Source organism: Paenibacillus albiflavus, from assembly GCF_004344915.1.
GTDB lineage: Bacteria > Bacillota > Bacilli > Paenibacillales > NBRC-103111 > Paenibacillus_AM > Paenibacillus_AM albiflavus.
This window is the reverse complement of sequence record NZ_SKFG01000022.1, coordinates 92,005-118,971: the sequence shown is the minus strand read 5'-3', so window position 1 is coordinate 118,971 and position 26,967 is coordinate 92,005. Positions and strand designations below refer to the sequence as shown.

General features: G+C 42.2%; 24 protein-coding genes and 1 tRNA gene. 16 read left to right on the top strand and 9 right to left on the bottom strand.

Translation table 11 applies throughout. The features are described from left to right. On the top strand, positions 1 to 807 hold an 807-nt coding region (locus tag E0485_RS18830), incomplete at its 5' end, for an exosporium glycoprotein BclB-related protein (protein WP_132419618.1). A gap of 246 nt (positions 808 to 1,053) precedes the next feature. Continuing rightward, a complete protein-coding gene (locus E0485_RS18825; RefSeq protein ID WP_132419617.1) occupies positions 1,054 to 1,662 on the top strand; it encodes a prolyl hydroxylase family protein in 609 nt (202 codons plus the stop codon). A 156-nt stretch (positions 1,663 to 1,818) separates the two neighbouring features. On the opposite strand, the gene E0485_RS18820 is transcribed toward E0485_RS18825, so the two are convergent. Then, on the bottom strand, positions 1,819 to 2,337 hold the full coding sequence (locus E0485_RS18820; protein ID WP_132419616.1) for a phosphatidylglycerophosphatase A family protein: 519 nt from the start codon (positions 2,335 to 2,337) through the stop codon (positions 1,819 to 1,821). Between the two features lie 196 nt (positions 2,338 to 2,533). Between E0485_RS18820 and E0485_RS18815 the strand changes: the two genes are divergently transcribed. From E0485_RS18815 to rdgB, 3 genes are all read left to right on the top strand, one after another. Further along, on the top strand, positions 2,534 to 3,595 hold the full coding sequence (locus E0485_RS18815) for a GerMN domain-containing protein (protein WP_132419615.1): 1,062 nt from the start codon (positions 2,534 to 2,536) through the stop codon (positions 3,593 to 3,595). Between the two features lie 203 nt (positions 3,596 to 3,798). Next, positions 3,799 to 4,551: a ribonuclease PH gene (gene rph, locus E0485_RS18810; RefSeq protein ID WP_132419614.1), complete on the top strand. Its 753-nt coding sequence runs from the start codon at positions 3,799 to 3,801 to the stop codon at positions 4,549 to 4,551. Beyond that, the gene (gene rdgB / locus E0485_RS18805) at positions 4,551 to 5,183 is read left to right on the top strand and encodes an RdgB/HAM1 family non-canonical purine NTP pyrophosphatase (protein WP_132419613.1); all 633 of its coding nucleotides are present in this window, start codon (positions 4,551 to 4,553) and stop codon (positions 5,181 to 5,183) included. Before rph ends, rdgB begins: the two co-directional genes overlap by 1 nt. A 53-nt stretch (positions 5,184 to 5,236) precedes the next feature. Here the strand turns inward: rdgB and asnB are convergent, their stop codons facing one another. Continuing rightward, a complete protein-coding gene (gene asnB, locus E0485_RS18800) occupies positions 5,237 to 7,081 on the bottom strand; it encodes an asparagine synthase (glutamine-hydrolyzing) (protein ID WP_132419612.1) in 1,845 nt (614 codons plus the stop codon). Positions 7,082 to 7,272: 191 nt separating this feature from the next. Here asnB and E0485_RS18795 point away from each other — a divergent pair, with 191 nt between their 5' ends. The 7 genes from E0485_RS18795 to E0485_RS18770 all read left to right on the top strand — a co-directional run bounded on the left by E0485_RS18795 (position 7,273) and on the right by E0485_RS18770 (position 15,190). After that, positions 7,273 to 7,629: a hypothetical protein gene (locus tag E0485_RS18795; protein ID WP_132419611.1), complete on the top strand. Its 357-nt coding sequence runs from the start codon at positions 7,273 to 7,275 to the stop codon at positions 7,627 to 7,629. Between the two features lie 196 nt (positions 7,630 to 7,825). After that, positions 7,826 to 8,704, top strand: a complete 879-nt coding sequence (locus E0485_RS18790; RefSeq protein WP_132419610.1) for a patatin-like phospholipase family protein — start codon at positions 7,826 to 7,828, stop codon at positions 8,702 to 8,704. Between the two features lie 21 nt (positions 8,705 to 8,725). Continuing rightward, a complete protein-coding gene (locus E0485_RS25720; RefSeq protein WP_268957614.1) occupies positions 8,726 to 8,857 on the top strand; it encodes a hypothetical protein in 132 nt (43 codons plus the stop codon). 279 nt (positions 8,858 to 9,136) lie between these two features. Then, positions 9,137 to 11,077: a heavy metal translocating P-type ATPase gene (locus E0485_RS18785; protein ID WP_132419609.1), complete on the top strand. Its 1,941-nt coding sequence runs from the start codon at positions 9,137 to 9,139 to the stop codon at positions 11,075 to 11,077. 128 nt (positions 11,078 to 11,205) lie between these two features. Next, positions 11,206 to 12,918 carry a methyl-accepting chemotaxis protein gene (locus E0485_RS18780; RefSeq protein WP_132419608.1) on the top strand — a complete coding sequence of 571 codons (1,713 nt, stop codon included), beginning with the start codon at positions 11,206 to 11,208 and terminating at the stop codon, positions 12,916 to 12,918. Positions 12,919 to 13,110: 192 nt separating this feature from the next. Beyond that, positions 13,111 to 13,551: a MarR family winged helix-turn-helix transcriptional regulator gene (locus E0485_RS18775; protein WP_165921225.1), complete on the top strand. Its 441-nt coding sequence runs from the start codon at positions 13,111 to 13,113 to the stop codon at positions 13,549 to 13,551. A 16-nt stretch (positions 13,552 to 13,567) separates the two neighbouring features. After that, a complete protein-coding gene (locus tag E0485_RS18770) occupies positions 13,568 to 15,190 on the top strand; it encodes an MDR family MFS transporter (RefSeq protein WP_132419606.1) in 1,623 nt (540 codons plus the stop codon). Between the two features lie 68 nt (positions 15,191 to 15,258). Here the strand turns inward: E0485_RS18770 and E0485_RS18765 are convergent, their stop codons facing one another. Genes E0485_RS18765 through E0485_RS18755 form a run of 3 tightly spaced genes read right to left on the bottom strand, consistent with a single transcriptional unit; the run spans position 15,259 to position 18,970 of the window. Continuing rightward, positions 15,259 to 16,404 (bottom strand): Ger(x)C family spore germination protein, encoded by a 1,146-nt coding sequence (locus E0485_RS18765; RefSeq protein WP_132419605.1) that lies wholly within the window; start codon positions 16,402 to 16,404, stop codon positions 15,259 to 15,261. Continuing rightward, entirely contained in the window at positions 16,401 to 17,885 is a 1,485-nt protein-coding gene (locus E0485_RS18760; RefSeq protein WP_132419604.1) for a spore germination protein, read from the bottom strand. Before E0485_RS18760 ends, E0485_RS18765 begins: the two co-directional genes overlap by 4 nt. Beyond that, positions 17,882 to 18,970 carry a GerAB/ArcD/ProY family transporter gene (locus E0485_RS18755; protein WP_165921224.1) on the bottom strand — a complete coding sequence of 363 codons (1,089 nt, stop codon included), beginning with the start codon at positions 18,968 to 18,970 and terminating at the stop codon, positions 17,882 to 17,884. Before E0485_RS18755 ends, E0485_RS18760 begins: the two co-directional genes overlap by 4 nt. 169 nt (positions 18,971 to 19,139) lie before the next feature. On the opposite strand from E0485_RS18755, the gene E0485_RS18750 reads away from it, so the two are divergent. Then, positions 19,140 to 19,523 carry a hypothetical protein gene (locus E0485_RS18750; protein ID WP_132419602.1) on the top strand — a complete coding sequence of 128 codons (384 nt, stop codon included), beginning with the start codon at positions 19,140 to 19,142 and terminating at the stop codon, positions 19,521 to 19,523. A gap of 121 nt (positions 19,524 to 19,644) precedes the next feature. On the opposite strand, the gene E0485_RS18745 is transcribed toward E0485_RS18750, so the two are convergent. The 4 genes from E0485_RS18745 to E0485_RS18730 all read right to left on the bottom strand — a co-directional run bounded on the left by E0485_RS18745 (position 19,645) and on the right by E0485_RS18730 (position 23,625). Continuing rightward, positions 19,645 to 20,763, bottom strand: a complete 1,119-nt coding sequence (locus tag E0485_RS18745; protein ID WP_132419601.1) for a Ger(x)C family spore germination protein — start codon at positions 20,761 to 20,763, stop codon at positions 19,645 to 19,647. Next, positions 20,760 to 21,863: a GerAB/ArcD/ProY family transporter gene (locus tag E0485_RS18740; RefSeq protein WP_132419600.1), complete on the bottom strand. Its 1,104-nt coding sequence runs from the start codon at positions 21,861 to 21,863 to the stop codon at positions 20,760 to 20,762. The genes E0485_RS18745 and E0485_RS18740 overlap by 4 nt, the downstream gene beginning before the upstream one ends. Further along, a complete protein-coding gene (locus tag E0485_RS18735) occupies positions 21,853 to 23,385 on the bottom strand; it encodes a spore germination protein (protein ID WP_235857629.1) in 1,533 nt (510 codons plus the stop codon). The genes E0485_RS18740 and E0485_RS18735 overlap by 11 nt, the downstream gene beginning before the upstream one ends. Before the next feature lie 166 nt (positions 23,386 to 23,551). Further along, positions 23,552 to 23,625 (bottom strand) — tRNA-Arg (locus tag E0485_RS18730). 207 nt (positions 23,626 to 23,832) lie between these two features. On the opposite strand from E0485_RS18730, the gene E0485_RS18725 reads away from it, so the two are divergent. From E0485_RS18725 to clpP, 3 genes are all read left to right on the top strand, one after another. Next, positions 23,833 to 24,732 (top strand): hypothetical protein, encoded by a 900-nt coding sequence (locus E0485_RS18725; RefSeq protein WP_132419599.1) that lies wholly within the window; start codon positions 23,833 to 23,835, stop codon positions 24,730 to 24,732. 198 nt (positions 24,733 to 24,930) lie between these two features. Continuing rightward, complete coding sequence (gene tig / locus E0485_RS18720) at positions 24,931 to 26,220, top strand: trigger factor (RefSeq protein WP_132419598.1); 1,290 nt, start codon at positions 24,931 to 24,933, stop codon at positions 26,218 to 26,220. A 155-nt stretch (positions 26,221 to 26,375) separates the two neighbouring features. Beyond that, positions 26,376 to 26,966 (top strand): ATP-dependent Clp endopeptidase proteolytic subunit ClpP, encoded by a 591-nt coding sequence (gene clpP, locus E0485_RS18715; protein WP_132419597.1) that lies wholly within the window; start codon positions 26,376 to 26,378, stop codon positions 26,964 to 26,966. The last annotated feature ends 1 nt before the right edge of the window (position 26,967 follow it).

Genomic DNA, 26,967 nt, shown 5'->3' with positions numbered 1-26,967 from the left:
GGAGCAACGGGAGCAACAGGGGCTACAGGAGCAACAGGAGCGACAGGTGCAGGGGTAACAGGAGCAACGGGAGCAACAGGGGCTACAGGAGCAACAGGAGCGACAGGTGCAGGTGCAACAGGTGCAACAGGAGCAACCGGAGCAGCAGGAGCAACGGGAGCAACAGGACCGGGTACAGGGGCTACAGGAGCAACAGGAGCAGCAGGATCCCCAGGGCCTCCAGGACTTCCAGGACCCCCAGGAATTCCAGGAATTCCAGGACCCATAGGACCTACAGGAGCAGCAGGTCCTGGTGCAATCATTCCATTTGCTTCAGGTCCTCCAGTTATCATGGAGTCTGACATTCTTGGAGCATTGACTATTACTGGACTGGTTGGTTTCGGTAATTCTGCTTCCAATGTAAACGTACTAGGCGGACCAATTGATATCACAGGTGCAGGGGGAGAAGTTCATGACTTCGCATTCTCCGTTCCTCGTAATGGTATTATTACTTCTATTGCGGCATATTTCAGTACAACGACAGCATTGACACTTGGAGCATCATCGATATCGATTATAGCAGAATTGTATGCTTCAACTATTCCAAATAACATATTTACTCCGATTCCGGGGGCTGTTGTTACATTAGCTCCAACACTTACGGGTACTCTTCCCCTTGGTACAGTTACCCATGGTATAACAAGTGGGCTGTCTATACCTGTAACTCCAGAAACTCGTTTATTAATGGTATTTGCTGCAGAAAGCGTAGGATCCATCCCGATTTCTACTTCCGTAGCAGGGTATGCTAGCGCTGGGATTACACTCTAATATTATTTTACCTTATATATTTTAAAGATCCCTAATCTGCTTTGGCTTGGCCCAGAGTCGAGGGGATCTTTTATTTTGTGGGAAGTTCGATGATATCCATTCTTGCGAAATTTTGCAAAACACGCGAGTGATAAATAATAGAAGTGGTGAAAAATAGGTATGTGTGGAGGAGCGATATTAGCACAAAAATAAGTCCTATACATATAAATAATTCGATTGAATTTACATGTTGGGAGGTGAGTTGCTATGCAAAAACCCACACAGCTACTGAACCAACAACCGTTTATCGGGTGCTATCCTTCAGTGATCCCTCCAGAAGCCTGTCAATCTTTGATTAATTTGGCACGTGTTCAGTTAACACCAGCAACTGTGGTAGGTCAATCCGGGTTAGAATATTCTCAAATAAGGATTTCAAACTTGGCTTGGTTTTACCATAATCATAATGAAATTGTACAAAGCATATGTAAGCAAATCGCAGAAATTGTTGAGCAACCAATTCATTTCGCTCAAAATTTACAAGTAGCTCATTATGGAGTAGGCGGGAAATTTGAACCTCATTTGGATTGTTATGATTTAACGCAAGAAGCACACAAGGCATTTCTCGAGCGTACAGGTCAACGGTTATATACTGCGCTCTTTTATTTGAATGATGTTGTCTCCGGAGGAGAAACTTATTTCCCGAATTTAAATATCGAAGTTACTCCGACAACTGGAACGTTATTAGTTTTTGAAAACTGCCAGCCAGGTACATCCAGTCCTGATCAGCGATCGTTACATGGATCAAAAATTTTACAGGTTGGGGAAAAGTGGATTGGTACACTTTGGTTTTGTGAGCGACCACAATATCAAATATGAATACGCAATTAGAACAGAAATGCAGCCCGTCTTCTAAAAGGAATACGGACTGCATTCTTGTCTTTTAGTCTCAAATATAAGGAGTTCCTTGAACATCCCATACATTAACCTCAAAACTAGGTATAGATGTTTCTAGACGGCTGAATAGCCGTTCATTTATTTGCCTTCTTTTTCTTCAACTTCGGCTTGCTTACGGTGGGCGATTCGAGAGCTTGCTGCAGCAGCGATTGCCCCGACAATATCATCAAGGAAGGTATGAATTTCACCTGTGCTCTTGTCGTTCAAATGTTCAAGGATGCCAGGCTTCATTTTGTCGATATAGCCGTAATTGGTCAATCCGATGGAGCCGTAAACATTCACAATACCTAATGCGATAATCTCGTCGACGCCATATAATCCTTCATCGTTAGCAACCATTTCTTGGAGTGCTGGCTCTAGCAGACCCTTTTCAGCCAGAATATCGAGCTGTATCCCCGTAAGGACGGCATTCTGCACTTCACGTTTGACAAGCACACTCTCAACACTTTCTATGCATTGCTCCATTGTCAGCCCTGGATAATATTTGGATTGGAGAAAATGCGTTAATTCAGCGATTTGCTCCACCTTAATGCCACGATCTGCTAGCATTTTACGAGCGGCCGCCGCTACTTTTTTGCTGTTTAAGCTATATTCCATGAAATAGGCCTCCTTCGTTTTACGCGTTCTATTATGCTGCTATATTATTAGATAATTCTGCTTATGATTGTACCTTTTCTTCAATCAAATGAAAAGCAAGTGACTTGTCCTCCGAAATGGACAAAAAGTACGCATATATTGGACAAAATCCCTGTATACATGTAGTACCTATAGTATAAAGGAGGCGTTAGAAACGATGAAATCTGGTCAATGGCTGCGTCAGGCAGCTGTAGTTGGCGCATTCGCTATGTTTTTATCCGGCTGCTCACTCCTCGGGATTGGTGATAGCTCCAGCAGCTCCAAAGATATTGATCCTCCTCCAGTTGGTTCAATTGAGGATGTGATTGCCAATACGACGGAGGATCATATACCGACTACTTCCTCATCCATATCGGATAAAGTGGATGCTCGGACGATTTATGCCAAAGATTCTCATGGTCTGGTAGTTCCTGTGACCCTCAGCTTACCTCAGACCCAAGCACCTGCACAGAAGGTTCTAGAGTATATGGTCGATGGCGGCCCAGTAAGCGCAATGCTGCCCAAGGGATTTACCTCTATTCTACCTTCCGGCACGAAGGTGAAAGGCATGACGATTAATGAAAATAAGCTAGCGTTCGTTGATTTTTCCAAAGAGCTGCTGAACTATAAGCAGGAAGACGAGCGTAAAATGCTCGAAGGAATCACGTGGGCATTAACGACTTTTGCGAATATTGATCATGTTCAATTACGTGTAGAGGGTAACGACTTGACTGAATTGCCGAAGAAAGGCACACCAATTGACGAACCAGTAAGCCGCTCAATCGGGATCAATGTTGAGAAATTGCCAGACGTTGATTACGGCCAATCCACAGCAGTTACGCTGTATTTTATGAGCGGTACTGCTGACTATCCCTATTATGTACCAGTTACCAGACATATTAAACGAACCGATCAAGTTGCAGAAGCTGTTATGGAGCAATTGATTAAAGGCCCTGTATCGCCAAATCTTCTGTCTTCAGCCATAAATCCAATAACGAATGTGGTACAACTGAATCCTGCTGATCATTTAATCACGGTTAATTTAACTGGTATAGGAGATCAAGATCATAAGGTGTCCAGTGAAGCGCTGAAATCAATAGTTCTCTCCCTTACCGAGAATACAACAGCAACAGCCGTGCAAATCATGATTGATGGCGAAGCGAAGTTCACAACGACAGACAACACGAATTATTCCAAACCTATTGCGAAACCAACGAACCTGAACCCTGTCAAAATGTAAGCTTATATGTGCTCTTCCAAGCTCCTCCCGAAGGAGCTTTTTGTATAGTATTCTAGAATTTATAACATTCCTGTTCTTGAAATCCTATTTTCGTGCTTTTCCGAAATTACTTTGCTACAATAGGATGGGAATTACTGAACTTGAAATTGCAACTACAGCATGATGAAGACGTAAGCTTGGATTAGAAAATGGAGGAAAGACAGATGCGATTAGATGGCAGACAACCGAATGAACTGCGGGCAATGACAATTACACCAAATTATATTAAGCATGCAGAGGGCTCCGTTCTCATTGAAGTCGGCGAGACGAAAGTAATATGCACGGCGACGGTCGAGGAGCGTGTTCCCCCGTTCATGAAAGGTCAGGGTAAGGGCTGGGTAACTGCTGAGTACTCAATGCTGCCGCGGGCGACTCAAGTACGGAATCAACGGGAAGCAGCAAGAGGTAAGCTTGGTGGGCGGACGATGGAAATTCAACGCTTAATCGGTCGTGCTTTGCGATCAGTTGTTAATCTAGAAGCGTTAGGTGAACGCTCGATCACCCTTGATTGTGATGTGATTCAAGCTGATGGAGGTACACGTACAACATCGATTACAGGCGCTTTTGTGGCAATGACGCTTGCAATGGCTAAACTTGTGAAGGATGGCAAGCTGAAAGTGATTCCAATTACGGATTTTCTAGCTTCCGTATCTGTTGGTGTTGTGAATGACAAAGCGTATCTGGACTTAAAATATGAAGAAGATTCTTCTGCCAAAGTAGATATGAACGTGGTTATGACAGGAACAGGCAAGTTTGTTGAATTACAAGGTACGGGTGAGGAATCACCATTTACACATAGTGAATTAGATACATTAATTAAACTTGCGCAGCAAGGGATTCAGCAAATGGTTGCGGAGCAGCAAAAGGCACTTGGTGAAGAACTGACAGCGCGGATAGGTAAGGGGCAGGCAGAGTAATGGATTCAGTTGGGAATGTCGTTATTATTGCTACGCGCAATCAAGGAAAAGTAAGGGAGTTTGCTCAGTGGTTCATGGATCGCGGCATCGATGTTCGCTCCCTTGCGGATTATGATCAATTGCCTGAAATTGTAGAAGACGGTGAGACCTTCGCAGCGAATGCGCTCATTAAGGCACAAATTATCGCTGACCACTTGCAGCTGCCTGTGCTCGCGGATGATTCCGGGCTGTGCGTAGATAGACTTGGCAGCGATCCTGGCGTATATTCCGCCAGATATGCCGGCGAGCATGCCAGCGATGCCGAGAACAACGCCAAGCTTCTGCGGGAGCTGGCGGAGATTGGGGCAACAGCGCCGAGCGAAGCTGGCGCTGAAGAACCAGCGCTGCTAAGCGCCGCACATTTCGTGTGCGCGCTCGCGCTGGTAGACCCGCTTCGAGGCGTACAGCTCGAAGCGGAGGGTACTTGCAGCGGCTATATTATTGCCGCTGAAAGAGGTGCAGGCGGGTTCGGTTACGACCCGCTGTTCTATATGCCTGAGCACGGCCGCACGATGGCCGAGCTGCCGCTTACGCTCAAGAATGAGATCTCTCACCGAGCGAATGCATTGAAACGCTTCTTCGATTTGTACTAAAAAACTAGAAACGGCTGTCGTTCGAGATTCATGCTCGAATAACAGCCGTTTTATCATTTTATCGAAACCTTATAGCCTCTAAGCCAAGTATCAATTTGGATTAAGTAAGCGAACATCTGTGGACCATTCATTAATTGACCGAACCAAGGCAAGTTAAATTGCGGCGCATCCGATTTGGCAAGAGCAAGAATTTTATCACGATTGATGAATGGAAGCAGCGGGGAAGAGGAGTCATTTATGATTTCATATACTTCTTCACGCACAGCAGCCAAATAATTAGGGTTATGCGTTTTGGGATAAGGGCTTTTTTTGCGCATCAGCACATCTTCAGGCAGGACCCCCTTCAAAGCTTTGCGGAGAATGCCTTTTTCACGATCTCCAGAGGATTTGATCTCCCAAGGAATATTCCATACATATTCGACCAGTCGATGATCACAAAAAGGAACACGAACCTCTAGGCCCACAGCCATACTCATTCGATCTTTGCGATCAAGAAGTGTCGGCATGAACCGCGTAATATTCAAATAAGACATTTGGCGCATTTGTCTTTGATCAGCCGTTTCACCATCCAGATGTGGCACCTCATCAATGGCTTCTTGATAACGTTGATTCACATAGGCATGCGGTTGAATGTGACTCGTTAAATCAGGTGAAAGCAGATCGACTCTAGCATCAAGCGATAAGGACCAAGGAAATGTCTGGGCTGACAAAGCTTCCTGTCGATAGAACCAAGGATATCCGCCAAAGATTTCATCGGCAGCTTCCCCAGAGACGGCAACGGTACAATGCTTCTTAATTTCACGGCAAAATAAATAGAGAGATCCATCGACATCCGCCATGCCGGGCGTGTCTCGTGCGTATACTGCAGTTCTTAGCGATTCTACTAACTCAGGCGTATCAAACTTGATATCATGATGATGCGTACCCAGATAGCTGGTCATCCGTTCGATCCAAGGCGCATCGCTGTTCGGTTGAAACGTATTTGCTTTAAAATGCTTATCATTATCGGCATAATCAACTGAGAATGTATGCAGGATGCCACGACCTGCTTCGCGAAAATGATTGGCGGCAAATGAGGTAAGTGCTGACGAATCGAGTCCGCCAGATAAAAGAGTTCCGATCGGAACGTCAGATATTAATTGGCGTTCTGCGGTATCTTTTAGAATTTGATAAATCCGTTCTGAAGTTTGTTCAACATTGTCAGCATGCGGCTTACTAACGAGCTGCCAATAATTTCGAACCGATAAACCTGATTGGTCATATATCATGTAGTGTCCTGGCTTTAATTCATGCATATGACGGTAAATTCCATGACCAGGTGTCCGTGCTGGACCAATCGCAAAAATCTCTGCCAAGCCTTCAGCATCTACTTCAACAGGAAATTCGGGATGAGCGAGTATGGACTTGGGTTCAGAACCAAAGAGAAATATTTCATGATGAAGCGCATAAAAAAGTGGCTTCACCCCAAGCCGGTCACGTGCTAGAAATAGACTTTGATTCGTATCATTCCATACCGCGAAGGCAAAAATACCGTTGAGTTTTGCCAAACAATCGATTCCCCACTCGATATAAGCGAGTAGAAGTACTTCTGTGTCACAGGTTGTTCGAAATTGATGGCCTCTAGCTTCTAGTTCTTTCCCTAGTTCAAGCGCATTATATATCTCACCGTTATAAACGATTGTATATAGATGATCACCGAATCTACGAATCATAGGCTGAGCGCCGTTCTCAGGGTCTATTACACTTAATCGTCTGTGTCCAAGGGCGCAGTGCTGCGATATCCAGGTGCCTGATGCATCTGGACCTCGATCTATTAGCGTTTCCGTCATACTTTCTAGTATAACGGGAAATTCTGTTAAATTTCTACGCCAATCGATGAAACCTGTTATGCCGCACATCGCTCATCAACTCCTTTTTTGTAGCCTAGAATAAGTCTTGTATCGTCAAGAGCAATACGTGATATCAAAATATGCGTTTGCCCAGATGAAAATGTCTGTCCTTGGGAAAGTCGGGCTTGGGCTTTGTTTTTGCCTCACAATTTGTTACAATGGGTTCAATGTCGAATTCTAATAGAAGGTGATTATACAAAATGAGGAAGAAACGTAGACTTGCTAGAGCACAACTTGATTATATGGCAGCGAAAGAGCACTTTTTGCTAACTAGTAAACAAACAGACATCAAACTAGATGAATTAAGAGAAGAAGGTATAGAGATCGGACAGAAGGAAATGGAAGATGTTATTACGCGCAGTGGTCTTCATAAAGCTTTTAATGAATTGATTAATGCGGAGAACATTCTTATCGAATGGTCACATACATCCATCAAGATTACGCCAGAATATAAAGCTGATCGTGAAATGTACGAGAATTTGTATAATAATGTAAAGAACGACCCAGAAGGTCGCAAAACAATTATCGAAATGGCTATGCTGCTAGATTTAGATTAATAATAGGAATAAGACCAAAAGCTGATGCGAATGATAGAGCATCAGCTTTTGGTCTTTTTGTACCTTCATGCGCCCATGCAACATATGATATTCAACAGGAATTTATCAAACGCGGTCAATATTTACAGCTTAGACAGTGAATATCAAGTTCTGCGTTAAGCAATAGTAAGGTTACAGACCGCGAGGGGGTGTGGAGATGAGTCGGATTGGTATCGCTCTAGGAGGCGGCGGCATTGCAGGATGTGCACATTTAGGCATTATCAAAGCATTAGAGGAATACGGTATCGAATTTCATTGCTTAACTGGCACCAGTTCTGGGGGTCTGATAGCAGCCCTGTATGCTTGTGGTTATACGACTGATCAAATAATTTGCATGGTCCCGGAATTATCAAAGAAGTATTTCGATTATGATTATCGATCAATTTTCAGCAAATTGCTGTGGAATGATCAGAGGTCCCCAAGCATTATTAAAGGAAAGAAGCTCCGCGATTTTCTTGGAAATAAAATTAAAGATCGCAGTTTCAAGGATCTTGAGCGTCCTGTAGCATTAGTTGCAGCAGATCTTAAAACAGCCAAGAAGGTTGTTTTTACGTCTAAGCCATTGACCTTGGAATCAAATGATTATGAAGAGATTTCGGATATTTCGGTAGTGGATGCTATCTTGGCAAGCTGTTCAATCCCGTCGATATTCCCACCCGTGGCAATTGGCGAGAAGCTGCTTGTGGACGGAGGATTAATTGATAATTGTCCTTCCGAATATGCCAAAGCGCTAGGTGCTGATAAAATAATTGCGGTTGATTTATGCACAGAAGGCAGGAATCGCTCTTCCTTAAATTCACTGATTTCGATTGTTAATCGGGCGGTAAGTATTTTTTTGGCTTATCAAGCCAAAACATTGCATAACCATACGAATATTTTGCTTTGTCCAGATGTTTCTCATATTGGTTCATTGGCATTTAACAAAACAGCGGAGTGTATTGAGATTGGTTATGAGTACACAAAGAGCAGAATCGGTGATATTGAAGCTGCCCTGGAGCTTGTTCCAGAGATTTCGCTTGAAACAGTCGTCATTTAACTAAAGAAAGGACTGACTTATATGGCTAATAAATTTAAAAATAATAAAGGAAATCAATATGCGCATGATACAGAGTTTGCTGATGAGGTAATCGCCAAGAATGTGAAGCATTCAGCACAGCAAAATCCCAAAGAAGATCCAGCAAGAAAATAAATAAAAATAAAGACGTACCTTCACCTTGATTTTTAATAATTATCAAATTATAATAATTATAAATTAATGCCCTAATTACTAATTTACAACTATTTACAATGTAAAAAAAGTGAGCTATAATTAGTTTACCAAATACAACTTATTTGGACGAATGAAAAATGATAATCAATCTCAATAAATATGCTGTTCCTCTTCTTGAGGGACAGCATATCGCATTTTAAGGGCACTAATAATGATTGTTATTCTCAATGAAAATTAATAAAAAGAAGGGTGATCAGTATGTCAACGTCGTCTGCTTCACATGGTCAAGCGAATCAACAAGTACTATCGGATGAATCTTCACGCACCAATCTATCACTTATGAAATGGATCAGTCATAATCGTCAGCTTACCGCGGCAATCGCCTGCGGCATTCTACTCGCGGGGGGCTGGCTGGCATCGTTCTGGATCGAACCACTTTCCATTGCCTTATACTTATCTGCACTTGTAATAGGCGGCTTCGTTCAAACCAAAGAAGGATTACAGACACTTATTGAAGAGAAAGATATTGATGTCAACCTGCTAATGATTATTGCCGCGATCGGTGCGATGTGTATCGGTTATTGGGCAGAGGGTGCGATTCTCATTTTCATTTTCTCCTTAAGCGGAGCTTTAGAAACTTATACGATGCAGCGCAGTTCAAGAGATATTTCGGCATTGATGGATATGAAGCCAGAGACGGCTACATTAGTTCGTAATAATCAAGAAGTTGTTGTTCGAATTGAAGAGTTGAACGTTGGCGATATAGTTGTGGTCAAACCAGGTGAGCGGATCCCAGCGGATGGCGAAATTCATAAAGGAACGAGCGCTGTCAATCAAGCTTCTATTACAGGTGAAGCTGTACCTGTTGATAAGGTAGTAGGCGATGAAGTTTTTGCAGGAACGATTAACGGTCAAGGAGCTTTATTCATCAAAGTAACAAAGACAAGTGAATCCTCCTTATTCGCAAGAATTATTCGTCTCGTTCAGGAAGCGCAAGAAGAGAAGCCTGTATCTCAGCTCTTTGTTGAACGATTCGAGCGAATTTATGCCAAAGTCATTATTCTCCTTACGATTGCGTTATTGTTTGTGCTGCATTTTCTTGTAGATATGAGCTGGACGGATACATTCTATAAAGCGATGGTCTTTCTCGTTGTGGCATCGCCATGTGCCCTTGTTGCATCGATTATGCCAGCCACTTTATCCGCTATCTCCAATAGTGCAAGAAAAGGCTTGCTGTTCAAAGGCGGAGCTTATATTGAGTTATTAGGCAAGAGCAAGGTAATTGCTTTTGATAAAACAGGAACTTTAACAACAGGTCGTCCAACAGTTACAGATATATTCGCATACCAGGGGTATACGCGAGAAGGACTGCTAGAAATTGCGGCAAGTGTAGAGAGCTTATCAGAGCATCCGCTTGCCAAGGCGATTGTGAAAAAGGCTCGTGATGAAGGAATTCAGATCGATCATCCGACAGAATTACAAGCATTAGTCGGTTGGGGCGTTCAGGCCAAGTATCGTGATGAAACATGGACAATTGGCAAAAGCACGCTAGCAGATGATTTATTGGGCAATGAAGCGATATTTAATGAGGTTGCCAATTTACAAGAGCATGGCAAAACCGTTGTTATTGTTAGGAATTCATGGGGGATAGCTGGTGTTATTGCACTTCAGGATCGATTGCGTGAACAATCGGCTCACACAGTTGCCTATTTGCGTAAGCGTGGAATCGAAGTTGCGATGCTTACAGGTGACGGCGAGAAAACAGCTCGATCGATTGCTGAACAGGCAGGAATCAAGCTTGTATACTCGGAGCTGCTTCCGGAAGATAAGCTACGAATCATTGGTGAGCTAAGAGAAAAATACGGCAATGTCATCATGGTAGGTGATGGTGTTAACGATGCTCCAGCACTTGCTTCAGCAACAATCGGAATCGCTATGGGGGGAGCAGGTAGTGATGCTGCGCTTGAAACGGCTGACCTTGTACTGATGAATGATGATATAGACCGTATAGTAGGCGCTATCGATCTCGGGAAGCGCACGCATCGAACTGTGAAACAGAATATAACGTTTGCTTTAATCGTAATCAGCGTGCTGATCTTATCGAATTTTATTAAAGGAATACCATTGCCTTTAGGTGTCATCGGTCATGAAGGAAGCACGATCCTGGTGATCCTGAATGGACTTCGACTATTGCGGTGAGGATTAGTTCACAATGAAAATTAGAATTTCATGGTATAATTATATATCTCAAATCAGCGCAGTTCTGTACTGCGCTGATTAGTCATTGATTACTACTAGAATTAGCACCTAGGAGGCAGATATAACACATGAAATCTAATAAGAAGAGATTTACAATGTCCATTAATCGTAAATTGCATGCAGGATTCATTGTAAGTGCGGTCTTTATTTTGTTTATGATTGTTTTTTCTTATTCGCAAATACATAAGGTACAAGCAAGTTATGATAATTTACTTGATCTTCGCGGAAATGTTATGGTGGATATCAAGGATCTAGAAGCGGTCATTGCAAAGCAGAACTCAGATATTCGAGGATATATTCTGACGCAGGATAAACAAATGCTCAGCGGTATAGAAACATCTTTTTCGCAATTGCCGAACCTGCTCGGAAAACTGAATGACTCCTTTACAGATCATAGCCAACAAGAGCGTCTGGGGCAAATGACGGGGTTGAATACCGAATTGCATGATATTTCAGAGGAGATTATTCAGTATGTGAAGGAAAGAAAGCTGATAGAGGCAGAGTATCTGCTTACTAGTAAATTTCAAGGCGTCAGTCAGCAATTTAACGTATTTATGCAGGAATTAGCCGAGAATCAGCTGACGATAATCTATGGTGAGCAGGTTGAAATAGATCAGCGGATACACAGCATGGTTAGAACCAATATTATTTATGGAATCTTGGCTATTGTCATATCGATGACAATGGGGAGTCTGATTTCTAATCGCATTTCCAAACGCTTAACGAAATTGAAATCAGAAACTAAACGCATTGCTGCAGGAGATTTGACGGGAGAAACGCTCAATTTCCGTTCACGTGACGAATTAGAGGAATTAGGAGAATCCTTTAACCAAATGAAGGACAATCTCAAAGAGCTTATCGCCGGAATTGATGGAAGCTCTAATCTTGTCGCCTTTTCAGCGAATGAACTGATGGCTGGCAGCGAGCAAGTTTCGACATCTGCTAACCAAGTTGCAATAACGATCCAAGATATGTCTGCTGATGCGGGTAATATGTCTTTGGCGAGTGATGAGAGCGCGAAGGGAATGGAAGGGATTGCGAACCAGTTTCAGCAAATCGTGGAGTCTATTGGGATCGTTGCCGAAATGTCCTCAGTCGCAGCAACTCAAGTTGAGGTAGGGAATTCTTCCATTGCCAAAGCGATTAAACAAATGAATGTCATTCATGAATCTGTTGCGGAATCCTATGAGGTCGTATCCTTATTAGATCAAAAATCACTAGCAATTGAATCCATGATCGCGAACATCACGGAGATTACTTCGCAAACCGAGCTATTATCTCTTAATGCTGCAATAGAAGCAGCGCGTGCAGGAGAACAGGGCAGAGGATTCGCGGTTGTTGCAAATGAAATCAAGAAGCTCGCTGAGCATTCCAATCAAGCATCCAAACAAATCATTAACATGGTGAATGAGATTCGCAAATATACCGAGCGAATTATGAAAGAGATGGAACATGAACGAGAGGAAGTACAGAATGGCGTTACGGTGATTAATCAAGCGAATGAAGCATTTAATACGATCATGCAATCGGTACTGCATGTTACGCAGCAAACACAAGAAGTTTCTGCTTCCTCCGAGGAAGTATCCGCGGTGACAGAAGAAGTTGTTGCTTCCGTTGAATCGATTTCTGATCTCGCCAAAGTTTCCGCGAGTCATTCGATTAACATTGCTTCAATTGCTGAGGAACAACTTGCTTCCATGAAGGAAATAACGGACTCTGTCACTAACTTAACCGAGCTAGCCTCTGAATTGCAGACAAATATTAGCAAGTTCAAAGTGTAATAATGGCGCTATCGCTTCAGTTGAAGTGGTGGCGTTTTTCTTTGGTATAGAAGCCTTTTCCTTTTTGCCAGTTTAATAAGAATAATTTTAAATAGGGGTATTTACATTTTAAAGTGATGGGTGTATAGTAAAAAATACTTTGCGATTATATAGTTCATATATAAATGTTTTATGTGTGAAGGAGTTTTGGGAGTGATATATCAACACGATAGGGAGCGGCTAGTTGACGCGTTTAGACTCGTTACGAAAGAATCGACTGCTTTGTGGCGCAATCAGGTAGGACGTTCGTTCTCTCCAGCGCAATTCTATATCCTAGATAGACTAGCTAATGTAGGCCCTCAGAAGGTAGCTGATCTTGCGGCGGCCCTGCAAATTACACCAGGTGCAATTACAGCTCGTTCAGATAAGCTAATTAAGGAAGGATATGCTGTCAGATCTAGGTCGACTGAAGATCGTCGAATTGTTTATTTGACGATAACTTCAGAAGGAGAAGCTAAGCTGAAGGCAATCAGCAAGCAATGGGATGAACTCATAGAGAACTTTTTTGATGGTTTCACAGAAGAGGAAATCACAGAACAAATCAGACATTATGAGCGAATAAGAGAGAACATAAAGAGAAAGGCAGAAGAATAGAACAGGGGGAGAAAGCTTGGAAAATTTATCACAAAAACGTAAAATTTCAATTATGATTGCCATTATGGCAGCGATGTTCTTTGCGGCAATCAATCAGACGATTGTAGGTACAGCTCTTCCGAGAATTATTGCAATTCTTGGGGGAATGGAATACTACACATGGGTTATGACTATTTATATGCTAACATCAACGATTGCAACGGTGTTAGTTGGTAAGCTGTCCGACATTTATGGTAGAAAGCCATTTATTTTGACGGGTATTGTCGTGTTTATGATCGGTGCGTTTCTATGCGGAACATCAGCAGATATTTTTCAATTGATTATATATCGTGGAGTTCAAGGTCTTGGTGCCGGTATTATTATGGCAACTTCTTTTACAGCGATTGGAGATTTATTCTCGCCTCGTGAACGTGGTAAATGGGCAGGTTTGATGAGTAGTGTGTTCGCTCTATCGAGTGTACTTGGACCTGCATTAGGCGGTTATATCGTAGATCATATGAATTGGTACTGGGTATACTGGATTTTCTTGCCGCTTGGCATTGTAGCCTTTGTTATGATCCTGATTTTATTCCCTAAGGTTGAACGGAATAAGGCGGAGTCTATTGACTATTGGGGTTCATTATTCTTAACCTTAACGATTGTGCCATTGCTGCTTGCATTCTCATGGGCAGGTTCCAAATACGATTGGGCTTCAACTGAAATCATAAGTTTATTCGCGGGAACTGTTGTTGCTTTAGTCATATTCCTTATGATTGAAACAAGGGTTAAAACTCCTGTGCTGCCGCTATCCTTATTCAAGAATGGAATTGTTACGTTGTCTAACGTGATCGGATTCATTTTGAATGCTGGTATGATGGGCGCTATCATGTACATTCCTTTCTTCACACAAGGTGTACTCGGAATTTCGCCAACTTATTCAGGTTATATTACAATGCCGATGATGTTAAGTATGCTAGTAGCAAGTACATTATCAGGTCAGTTTATGACAAAGACAGGTAAATATAAGAAATTAGCATTGCTCGGTATGGTTCTGCTTATTGCGGGTATGCTGATGATGCACTATATGGACAGCGCATTAATGGCGATTCTAAGTATGATCGTATTCGGACTTGGACTTGGTCCTGCAATGTCCGTCTTCTCACTAGTTATTCAGAATGCCGTTGCACCTACACAGCTTGGAGTTGTAACAGCAAGCAACCAATTATTCCGTAATCTTGGGGGTACGATTGGTGTTGCGATTATGGGTACTTTGATGAATCATGGCATCACAAGCAGGTTCAAAGATCAAGCAGCATCTGGCCAAGGTGTTGATCTATCCAAGTTTGACCCAGCTGTTCAAGAGCAGCTTGCTGCTTTCCAGAATCCACAAGTATTGCTTAATCAGCCTAAGCTGGAAGAGGCAATTAATCAAGCGCCTGCACAAATGCATGATTTATTGCTGAAGATGGTTGATAATTTGAAAGATGCGCTTAGTCATTCGCTTGGAATTATTTTCCTATACGGTGCTGCGTTGCTTCTAATTGGATTCATTCTAACCTTCTTCTTAAAGGAAATTCCACTTCGTACATCAAATAAGGGCAAAACGAAATCAGAACCTCAGAAGATGGCGGAAGATAAAGCGGAGCCTACTACGGTATAAAATTTCATAAAATAAGAATAGCCTGCTGTTCAAGCTCTAACTGAGAGCATTTGAACGGCAGGCTTTTGTTATCTGACGCGCTGTTTAAATTTGCCACTGTGCATGATATGCACTTTTACCTTTACGGTATCAAGCGCATGCTCATGTAGGATCTTCTTATGCTTGTCATGTATCTCATTCCACTTATGAGGGTGATTTCGGTAGACGTACAATTCTAATTTCAGCGTATCGATACCAAGCTGCGCTCCCTTCTTATAAGTATCCTTTATTTCAGCTTCAATTATCTTGGCTGCTTGCGCTTCTATTACATCCTCGGATACATTCTCATGTAATTGATTTACGTATGCGCGGGCTTTGACCGTAACGTCGAAGTGAAGCTCGGCGCCTTTCTCAATCAGTTTAATCGATTGACGTGGTTTTACGACTACTAAATCTGCAATTGGTTTATCGTTCAACGTGGCGGTTAGCGGTGTGCGAACGGTTTGATTCTCAAGCCAGCGTAACCCTCTCAGGTCAGTCAACGATAACCAGCCTGCCATATGATCTAGATTGAGATAATACGCGCCATTAACCAGAAGCAAGGCTTGTGGCTTACCATTTTCCTTCCAATTTTTATTGCTAATTGTAATGGAAGGAATGGCAGCAACATTGACGGGTTCTTTTGTTAAAGCGATTAGTCTATACCAGTATAGTGGAGGGATAAACGAGCTTTGCTTATAAATCTCTTCCGGGTTCTCCAAGGTCGATTCTTGAGGAGATAAATTGATAATAGACGGTTCAATTAAGACCTGATCTAGGGGCATATTCGTCCCGTATACCCATATATTATAGCGGATCTCACGATACCGATTCATCATATCGAATATCGGATTTATTCCTTTTCGTATCGCATTTTCACTTAGGACAACCGACTTGATATGTCCCCAGAATAAGCGCACTTGTGAAAAACGATAGATAGATACAAGCGCATCTGTAAAAGTTTTCCCTACTCCTTTAGCAACCCATATCGAGGGTTGTTTGCCGACATTTCTCGATTCTTGCTTCGCTATATTGGAGATGTTTGAAACCTGTGCATAGCATATATATTCGTCGCCAACATAGTCGACTCCGATGGCCGTTATATAGGTTAAATTCTGAATAACCTTCGCATCCCAACATCCAGTTAGGAGAACCAGTGTGAGAAAGCAGCAGCTTATTTTCATACCAGTTCTCATGTAGAATCATCTCCTTGCGTATCTGAATCAGTTGTCTGCAAGTTAGCTGGCCGCTTCCTCATCATGCTCCAAGGCAATCGAATAATTGCCTTTATCCCATCCTTGAAATTTAATGGTGAAATTGGACTTAAGTAAGGTACACCAAAAGATTTGAGCATGGAGAGATGGGTAACCAATGCAAAAATCGAAAGCAGTAATCCATAGATGCCAAGTATCGAGGAGAACAGGAATATAATCAATCGAATGACACTAATGGAATTACTGATATTCTGATTGACTAAAGTCGAACCCGACACAGCCGTAATCGCTCCTACGACAACAACAGATGGTGAAACGAGCCCAGACCGAATTGCCGCGTCTCCAATAATTAAACCACCGACTACCGTCAAGGTTTGTCCAATAGAGGTTGGTAGACGATACCCAGCTTCGCGAAATATTTCAAGGAGCAGCAAGAGCAGTAAGAGTTCCATGGCAGGTGGAAAAGGAATACCTTGTCTTGAAGTTACAATTGAAGCAAGCAAACTAAACGGAATCTGATCCTGATGGAACATCGTCAGTGCCACCCAGAGGCCTGGTAGAAACAGGGAGAGAAATAGACTAATCAGTCTTATTAGTCTAGCGAACGAGACGTAGATGAAGTTAAAGTGAACATCCTCAGGTGATTTTAATGTCGTTAGGAAGCTTGCGGGCGCAATTAATACGGTTGGAATGCCATCCACGATGATGACGAATCTCCCGACAAGCAAAGAGCTAACGACATAATCGGGTCTTCCGGTATAATCAACCAAGGGAAAAAGCGCATATTTGGAATCGGAAAGGATCGTTTCTATTTGATCGATGCCCGTAATCCCATTTATATTTACATTTACATTAGATAAACGCTTCTTCGCCTCGCGTAATATTTGCGGCGAGATCACATCGTCGATATAAAGCAGTGCAACCTTGGTTTTCGTTCTTGTGCCAATGGTAAAGCTCTCATAGCATAAAGATCGGCTTCTGATCCGTTTACGCACTAATGCAACATTGGTTACGATATCCTCAACGAAACCATCCTTTGGTCCTTTAATCGAAATTTCCGTACTAGATTCCTCAGGTGTTCGTTCGGGGCGTTTGGCCAAATCCATTGAGAAGAATACAGAGATATTAGGAAAAAACAAGACAAGAGCCCCTTCAAACACATATTCCTCGATTTGCTCTTCAGTTACAGGACTCTGAAGCAATTTAATCGGCAGTGTTTGGCTATCACTGATCGACTTCGCATCCATAAATTCTGTTCGATCATATATGATTTCAAGCTCACGCAAGATCGATGTGTTAATCTGCCTGGAATCAATCAGGCCTGAACAATGGACTAGAATTACTTCAGTTGTCGCAGTCCCAAAACGATAATTTTGCATATGGACATCGTTTGATTTCGTAAATAGTTCTTGGAGACGCTGCTCCGTCCATATTAGGTCCTGTGCTTGTGTAGTCGCTGTCATACGGTATCCTCTTTACTCGTTTTAGTAAACAAAGCGATTATCCCCATAATGAAGGAAAGCAGGATAATGAGAAATAAGGATATCGGAAAATACATGTGATATAAGAAATGGAAGAATAGTTCTTGGCTGATCGGAAGCAGGGGAACGAGCAAATAACTGACAGCAATGATAAACAGGAACCATTCGCGGGCTTTCTTGGATTGAAATTGAATTATTTCTGCAAGTAAAAATATCATCAGACTCATTCGAATAAATGCCCCTGCCAACCATTGATATATAGAGAAGAAATCCAGATGTTCAATGGAGCTTCCAATTGTTACTAATCTCCACTGCTCATAGGGAGAAGTCGTCTGCTTTGCAGCCTCGGTTGGCCCAAATTCGGCAATTGCTGCTGTTACGGGACCAAGCGTAATAATGACAAGGAAAGTTGCCAAGACAAGCAAGTGCCATAAACGGACTTTGCCTTTTAATTGATGCTGCATGCAGAGGAGCATGATCAGCTCAGCAAAGCTGCCTGCCGAATACATCATGCCCTTGTACACTGGCATCATGCCATGCTCTAAGATCGGTTTAAGCATGCTGTAGTCCTTATGTTGAATGTTAGCAATGTTAACAAATATTCCGAGGCCGATGACAATCGGCAATAGAATCCCAGCACATATTGCGATGACATTTAAGCCATACCGAGCACACCAATAGGAAAGAAAAACCAGTGATAACGATATGGCAAAAACAGGTGTCTCAGGTAGGTAATTAACCACAGTCCACATAACGGTGTAAGATACGGTTACCGAACCAAATAAATAGATTTGGAGTAATAATGGAACCAGGATGATCCACGCAAATACAGAACCTGTTTGCTGTTTTAACCAGTAAAGGAGGGGCTGTTGATCTGATCTCTGTACAATAAATTTAAGGAGTGCACACCAAATCAAAAAAAATACCGCTGCAAAAAGAACAGCGATCCAAGCATCTCTTCCTGAGGAATTCAGAATCATGGAATTGTCGATAACATGGCTAGTAAGGCCAACGACCAGACTGAAAATCATACATGCCTGAAATACGTTTATTTGTCTATTCAGCATATGAGTTCCCCACTTAATCATCATGACATTCGTTGTTAAGTGGTATATTTCCCCTTCATATCCTTTTTTTATTCATGTAGAAACCAGGTGCTGCACATATTTCATTTCCACAATGCTCATAATAGAAGCTAATGTAAGTGAAGGATAAATGAGGAAAGGTGTGTTTAATATGGGACAAAGCGCAGAGCGTGTTCGTGAATTACTAGACGCCTCTATTCAAATTATTGATCATATGGAAGAGAACGGAGCTGCTGCTTCCAAAGTACAGCAGATTAAACAAGCCTTGCAGCAGCAGGCTGACCAGATGTCTAGCAGTTCATCATCACAAGGGACAAGCTCGATCGATCAAATTCTACAATTGGTCAATCAGTTGGAAGATGAAACGGGGACTTCTTATCAACAAGCAACTGGAGGCGGGGTCGAGCAATTCGAATCGAAGTCATTAGATGAACAGCTGCATGCCTCTCAGGCATATCATGAGAAGATTGATTACAAGAGTATGAAGAAAGTGAAAGAGAATTTGGAGCAGATTTTAACTTTATCGCAAGCATGAGATGTTAACGGAGTTGTGAAATAAAGAAAAGAGTTGTTTTCAGCAGTCCTGTCTGCTAATGAAACATCTCTTTTCTTCATTGTATGGAACATATGCGCTTAACGGGATATTTATGTTAATGTCAGTTCATTATGCCATGGCTGACAATTTCTACGCTTACTTTGGGATCAAACTCTACCTTCCGGTAATCCTCTGCCCAATTTAGTTTTTTCCATGTGGCTGGATAGTAAGCCATTACTCTTCGGCCAATCCCAAACCCATCATGATTGATTTGGAGCATGTACTGTGCAATCGTCTTTGCCCTTGTTGTGAATTCTTCCGATAGCTTTCTATCCAGTTGATTCAGGGTATGTTTATCATCAACATGATCTTCCGCGTATTCATTGACGGTCGCTTTTATTTTCAAATCGAGGTCTACCCTGATGTTATTGTTGTCCTTAACGGTTACTTTTAAATTTCTTTTTACATTTTGAACATCGATTGCAATGTAATTTTCCGGATCTTGTTTTTCTTCTTTATTTATTTTAAGAGTTAAACTTGCAGTCTTGGATAATTTATCGGCCATCAGCAGATATAGCATGGATTCTTCCGACTTTAATTTACCTGTCATGCGATCCCCGCTGAATAAGGCTATCCCATAAATGGATGGATTCGAATCGTATTTCGAAAAATAAGGGGCTGCAAAATCATTGCCTTGATCGAGCATATGCGGACAGATAAGCTGAAGGCTAACTTTTGGAACAATTGTTCTACGCTCCGCACTATGGATCAGTTTGTTAAAATGTTCGCCGATGAGTTTATTGCCTTTCTTTTTCGATAGGATGATGTCATGGGTTGTACCTTCAGTGACAGCGAACATTGCATTCAAAGCACTTCTTGGATCACGGTAGTATACATCGAGATAAGAATAAATGCCTTGCTTCGCCAAAGCTTCTCCGAATAGAACAACTTGGAGCTTGGAAGCCGAATATATGCCGGATACTTTGCGGTCAAGGATATCTTGTGTATGTTTGGTTGTATTTCCGGTTGCAGAGTGTATTTCGTCCAGATCTTTTTTGCCTGACTGTGTACCGCCAATATCAAGTATGGAGGAGGTGATTTGCAGCTTCCCCTGTGGATTTAGATCAAAACCAGCGATATCTACAATTCTGGTGTCCTTAAGCATTTGCTGATCCCAGCACCCTGATAAAAGCATGGCTGCCAAGAGGCTGACTGTGATAGATATTAGCTTTGTTCTCATCTTGTTATCCCCCTGGTTTCCTTAATATTGAACAGAATGGAAATCATGAGTAGAATGAGCGGAATGCCGAATACAGTCATGTAATTTGTAACCCACAATATTTTTCTAAGTTGTTCGATTAAAAATTGATCCCTAAAGATCAGGACTATACCCAAAATCAATAATGCGACGAAAGGGGCTGCACTGCGATGATTGCTTTGTGAATGGAAGAGAGTAGCAATGCTTTTGGATGCCATATACAAATACCCCGTTAATGAAGTAGTTACCGCGACTGTCCAAAGAGATATAAAATAGAGGTCTGCTCGCTCGAATATACTGAAGGAAAGTGCTTTAACCATGTAGAGCAACGGCTGCGGAACGAGTTTAAGTTCGGCTGGACTGAATACGATCAAACTGGTAAAGACGGTAAAGGTGTATAGCAAAGTTGTGAAAGAATTTGCATATGTTGCCGCTTTGAATTTTGTTATGCTGCTTCCTCCGACGAATGGATAGCAAATAAGCAGGAGCTCATACCCCGAGAAGGCGTTCATGGCTTTGTGGGCTCCCGCCAGTATATTTGCTATCCCAGCTTGTCCAACTGGCATGAGGTACAGCAAATTAACGTTGGGGAATGCGCTTGCCGCAATAACAATTACAGCGATGTTGCAGAAGAATATCAGAACGAAAAAGCGGGCAATCGTTTGTAAATTTTCACGAACCAGATAGAGACTTATTGCCAACGCGATGCCCATGATGATCCATCTTGGCGTATCGAATAATACCCAGTCGTGTACCGTCTTGCCCAACTGAACAATGATAAAGCAGGGTACCAAAATAAAATATACGCAATATACGAAATGCAGGAGCTTTCCAATATATTTTCCGAATAGGGAAGGCAAATAATCGAACAGTGTAAGAGATGGAAATCTTTTGCTCAAACTCCACATAATAAAAATGAAAAATTGAGTCAGGATACCGGCAATAAGTACGGATATCCAGGAGTCGCTTTTGGACGTGCTATGAATTTGGTATGTAAGCCCTAACAGGCCAACACCGATTTGTGTTTGTGTAATCAAAGATGCAAGCTGTCCGGTTGTGACTTGATCCTTGTTATTCGTCATCTTTCTGTTGTTCCTTTCCTGAAGGCTGATCCATGGCCTTTTGTGGAGCCGTTTGATCGGACCTCGGTGTCAATTTCCATTGCGGGAGCCGAATGAAAGTATCTTTAAAATCCTTCCATCGAAGCGGTGCGGCAGGCGCAAAATAGGGCGATCCAAATGATTCTAATTTACATAAATGGATGAGGATAACCATCGAAACGAAGACGATCCCAATGAATCCGAATAGCGCTGCGGCAATCATAAAAGGGAAGCGCAGTATCCGAACCGAAGCGCTCATTTCGTGGGAAGGTACAACGAAAGAAGCAATCGCAGTTAGGGCAACCACGATAACCATGGCGTTCGATACAAGTCCAATTTTGACAACCGAATCTCCAATAACCAGACCGCCTACGATCCCGATTGTTTGTCCAACCGGTCCAGGCAGACGAATCCCAGCTTCACGCAGCAACTCGATCGTCAGTTCCATAAACAGCGCCTCAAAGATCGGCAGGAACGGGATATGCTCAATGCTACCCTTGATCGGCAGGAGCAAATCCTGAGGGATGACTTCAAAATGGAAAGAAACTACCGCGATATAATAAGCGGGCAGACCGATGGCGATGACAAAGCTCAATACGCGAATGAGTCGGATAAATGATCCTTGCACAGAACGGAAACTATAATCATCCGGCGATTGATAGAAGGCAAAGAACGTAGCAGGCATAATCAGGGCAGTCGGACTACCTTCGGCCAGCAGAGCGACACGGCCTTCAAGTAAATTTCCGATGACCCGATCGGGCCTTTCGGTATGCAGAAGCTGTGGAAAAGGGGAGAAGGACTTATCTTCAATATATTCCTCGATAAATTCGGAAGATGTGATATTGTCCGCATGAATACCTAGAATTCTTCGATCAATTTCTTCGATAAGTTTGGGATTGGCCAAATTTTGCAAATAGACGATTGTCGTCTCGATTTTCGTCTCATTTCCTAGCTTATATCGTTTTACGACCAAATTTCGATTCTCGATATGCTTGCGAATGAGCTGTAAATTTATGCTAACGCTCTCCACAAAGCCTTCGTGAGAACCTTCAACGACTTTCTCATTGCTCGGTTCGGTAATACTTCTTACATGCTCCGATTTGACCTCAATAACAAAGCATTCTTCCTGACCTTCGATAAACAGCACGGCATTGCCTTTGACTAACAGATCAATCACTTTCTCAAGATCATCATGTTTGTTTGCCCGCATCAAGATCAGAATATCCTGTAAACTTTCGTTCTTATTATTTGAAATAGGATCTAATATTTCCTTGCGAATTTTTCTCTGGTCGCACATCGTGTACATAAAGAGAAACTCGCCTGTATTCCCCAAGAACGATACGGTTTGGCGCACCAAATCATCCGTATGAAATGTCGCGTTTTTCATGTACTGTATATTTTCTTCCACTGTCGGAAATACGGGTTGAAGCGTTATGGAAGACTTTTTTAACATCGGTTTGCTCTTCCTTTTATTGTTGATCAGTAATGATCTGAAAAAGCTCATAAATCTGTCTCCTCGCATGATAGAATGACTAGTTGTAGATTGTCCCAAAACAGGAGGAGTATTCCTGAAATTCGCATGACTGGAATGGATCGATTTGCACAAAAATAAAAAACGCCGGAACCCTTAAATAAATAAGGATTCCAGCGTTTATTTGTGGTGTAAATTACGTCCCAGGAGAGATTCGAACTCCCGACCGTACGCTTAGAAGGCGTATGCTCTATCCAACTGAGCTACTGGGACATATACTTTAAGCTTGCAGCTTAGCTTTGTTGATCCGTTCTCGTGAGAACAAGAGTTATAATAGCACATAAAATTTAATTAAGTCAACACTTAAATTTCTGGAAATTAATGAAAGTTGCAAGCTGAACTTTTGCTATTCGAGCTAAAGTTCGTTAAACTAATCTCCAATGAACGATTCAACTGGGCAACCAGTGCTCGAAGCGTGAGGTGATTATCATAAAGAATCCAAAGCATGGCAATGTTGTACTTATGCCACAGACGATAGAGCATTATGAGTCCGAGTTAACTTCGTTGCTTAGCAATGAGCGTTATGATGAGGCGGTAGATATTCTGCGATATCTCATGGGCTTCTCGGATGTGGACTCGGAACGACGTATGGAATGGGAGCAGCTATTAGCCTGGTTGTATATGATGTACCCTGAGCTACAACAGACGAGTCAGCTCGGGATAGAAGATGATGCAAGGGCTGAAGCTGAGCTGCGCAAGCAGCTGCTTGGCGATAAATGGAGTGCAGAATCAGCTTCTGTGTTGGAATTGCTTCATACCATGGAGCATCCTTCTTCAGTAGATAAGCAGCTGATTACGTTAGACAAACTTGCGCACGTTGGCGGGAATCAGGTTATTCATGGCATACGCAAATGGCTGGTTTCACGTGAGATGCATCCTTTATTACAATTCAAAGCGCTGCAAGCCTTGAAGCTAGCAGGTGATTTTGAATACATCTCGATTATAAGATCTGGGAGCGAAATCCTTGTGAATCCAAGCGATTGTCCATTAGATTCAAGCGAAATTCCGGCTGGAATCGAACATATTTTTCAAACGATAGATCATGTCTGTGAAGTAGCAGAGCCAATGATTGGTGAATTTGCCAGTCAAATGCAATGGGATGTGATTGCGACAAGCTATGGAACGTCACTCTATAAGGCGATGTCCAATGTTCTTAACGAACAAGAGGCTGCTGTTTGGGCAAGTGCGCTGCATGCTCTACTAGCAAGCCATATATATGGCGGAACACAGGTTGAACAAATTCGCGAATTGTATGAGATTGTCAGCTATCCGATCGAAGAATGGATGGATGTTTATCAAAAATGTCGTGTTTTTCTATGAATTACTATTAAAGAAGGTACGAGATTTCACCAATTATATAAAATTTGCCGTTTGTGAACCTCTCCTTGTAATGCAGAGGTTATATGTTATAATATAGTGGTTATAATGGCGGATGTCTGAGTAATTTTGATTTTTTGAGATACTCGCATGCCAACACGTGATCAAAGTAATGGACATTTTTGGAGGGGAAAGCATAAAATGAAAGCAAGTTGGGAAAAAATAGAGAAGAACGTCGGCGTTCTTCAAGTAGAAGTTGACGCAGATCAAGTAGCATCTGCACTAGACAAGGCATTTAAGAAGGTTGTAGCAAAAGTTAACGTTCCTGGTTTCCGTAAAGGTAAGGTGCCTCGTGCACTTTTCGAAAAGAAATTCGGTATCGAATCCTTATACCAGGATGCGCTTGATATTATTCTTCCTGATGCTTATGTACAAGCTGTTGAAGAAGTACAAATTACACCTGTTGATCGTCCAGATGTTGACGTTGAGCAATTCGGCCAAGGTCAAACACTTAAATTCAAAGCTACTGTAACAGTTAAGCCTGAAGTAAAGCTTGGCGAATACAAAGGTCTTGAAGTTGAGCTAGCTGACACAGCGGTAACAGCTGAAGAAATCGATGCAGAGCTTGCAAGATTGCAAGAGCGTCACGCTGAGCTTGTAGTACTAGAAGAAGGCGCTGCACAAAACGGCGACGTTGCAGTAATTGACTTTGAAGGCTTCGTAAATGATAAAGCTTTCGAAGGCGGTAAAGCAGAGAAGTATTCTCTTGAACTTGGTTCAAACTCCTTCATTCCTGGATTTGAAGATCAAGTCGTAGGCATGGTTAAAGGTGAAGAAAGAGACGTTAACGTAACTTTCCCTGAGGACTACCAAGCTGATAACTTGAAAGGTGCTTCTGCACTATTCAAAGTGAAGCTTCACGATATTAAGCGTAAGAACTTCCCAGCTCTTGATGATGAGTTCGCGAAAGATGTAAGTGAGTTCGATACTCTTGATGAGTACAAAGCAGATATCGAGAAACGCCTACATGAAACAAAGGTTAAAGATGCTGAAGTGAAAAAAGAAGTTGACGTTGTTGCTAAAGCAGCAGCTAATGCTGAAATTGAAGTTCCAGCAGCTATGATCGAAACTGAGCTTAACGTAATGGTTAAAGATTTTGAAAGACGCATCAGCGCACAAGGCTTGAACCTTGAATTGTACTACCAATTCACAGGCCAAACAGAAGCTACACTTAAAGCACAAATGAAAGAAGATGCTGAAAAACGTGTACGCAACAACTTAGTGCTTGAGGCGATTTCAATTGCAGAAAACATCGAAGCTACTGAAGCTGATGTAGATGCAGAAATCAACCGCATGGCTGAGCAATTCAAGCGTTCCGCTGAAGAGATTCGCACAATCTTCGAAGCTAACGGTACACTTGCTGGTATGAAGGAAGATTTGAAATTAAAAGCTACTGTTGATTTCCTAGTAAACAACATGAAGAATGCATAAATAAGCATACAAGGCACGTAAGATTTACTAGCGTGCCTTTGTTTTACCCAAAAATCGGTGGAAATGTACAAGTACCAGAATATGACTTCGTATCGAAAACATGTTACAATTAATCTGTATTTACTTGTATTTGCCGCTAAAGGAGTTGGTCTGAAGTGAATCTTATTCCAATGGTTGTCGAGCAGGAAAGTCGCGGAGAAAGATCATATGATATTTATTCGCGCTTACTCAAGGATCGCATTATTTTCATCGGGAGCCCGATTGATGATGATGTGGCAAACCTAGTAATTGCACAGCTGCTATTTCTACAGGCACAGGATTCCGAGAAGGATATATCGCTATATATTAACTCTCCAGGTGGCTCAGTTACAGCGGGATATGCAATTTACGATACAATGCAATTTATTAAGCCGGATGTTTCTACGATTTGTGTAGGGATGGCTGCAAGCATGGCTTCGATCTTACTTACAGCTGGTGCTAAGGGCAAACGCTTCTGCTTGCCGAATAGCGAGGTAATGATTCATCAGCCTCTTGGCGGAGTGAGAGGTCAAGCGACAGATATTAAAATTCACGCAGAGTGGATTTTGAAAACGAAGGATAAAATAATCGATACGTATATCACACATACGGGTCAATCTTATGAGAAAATTGAAAAGGACATAGATCGCGACAATTTTCTATCAGCGGAAGAAGCTAAAGCCTATGGTTTGATCGATGAAGTTATCACTCGACAAGACCTGAAATAAA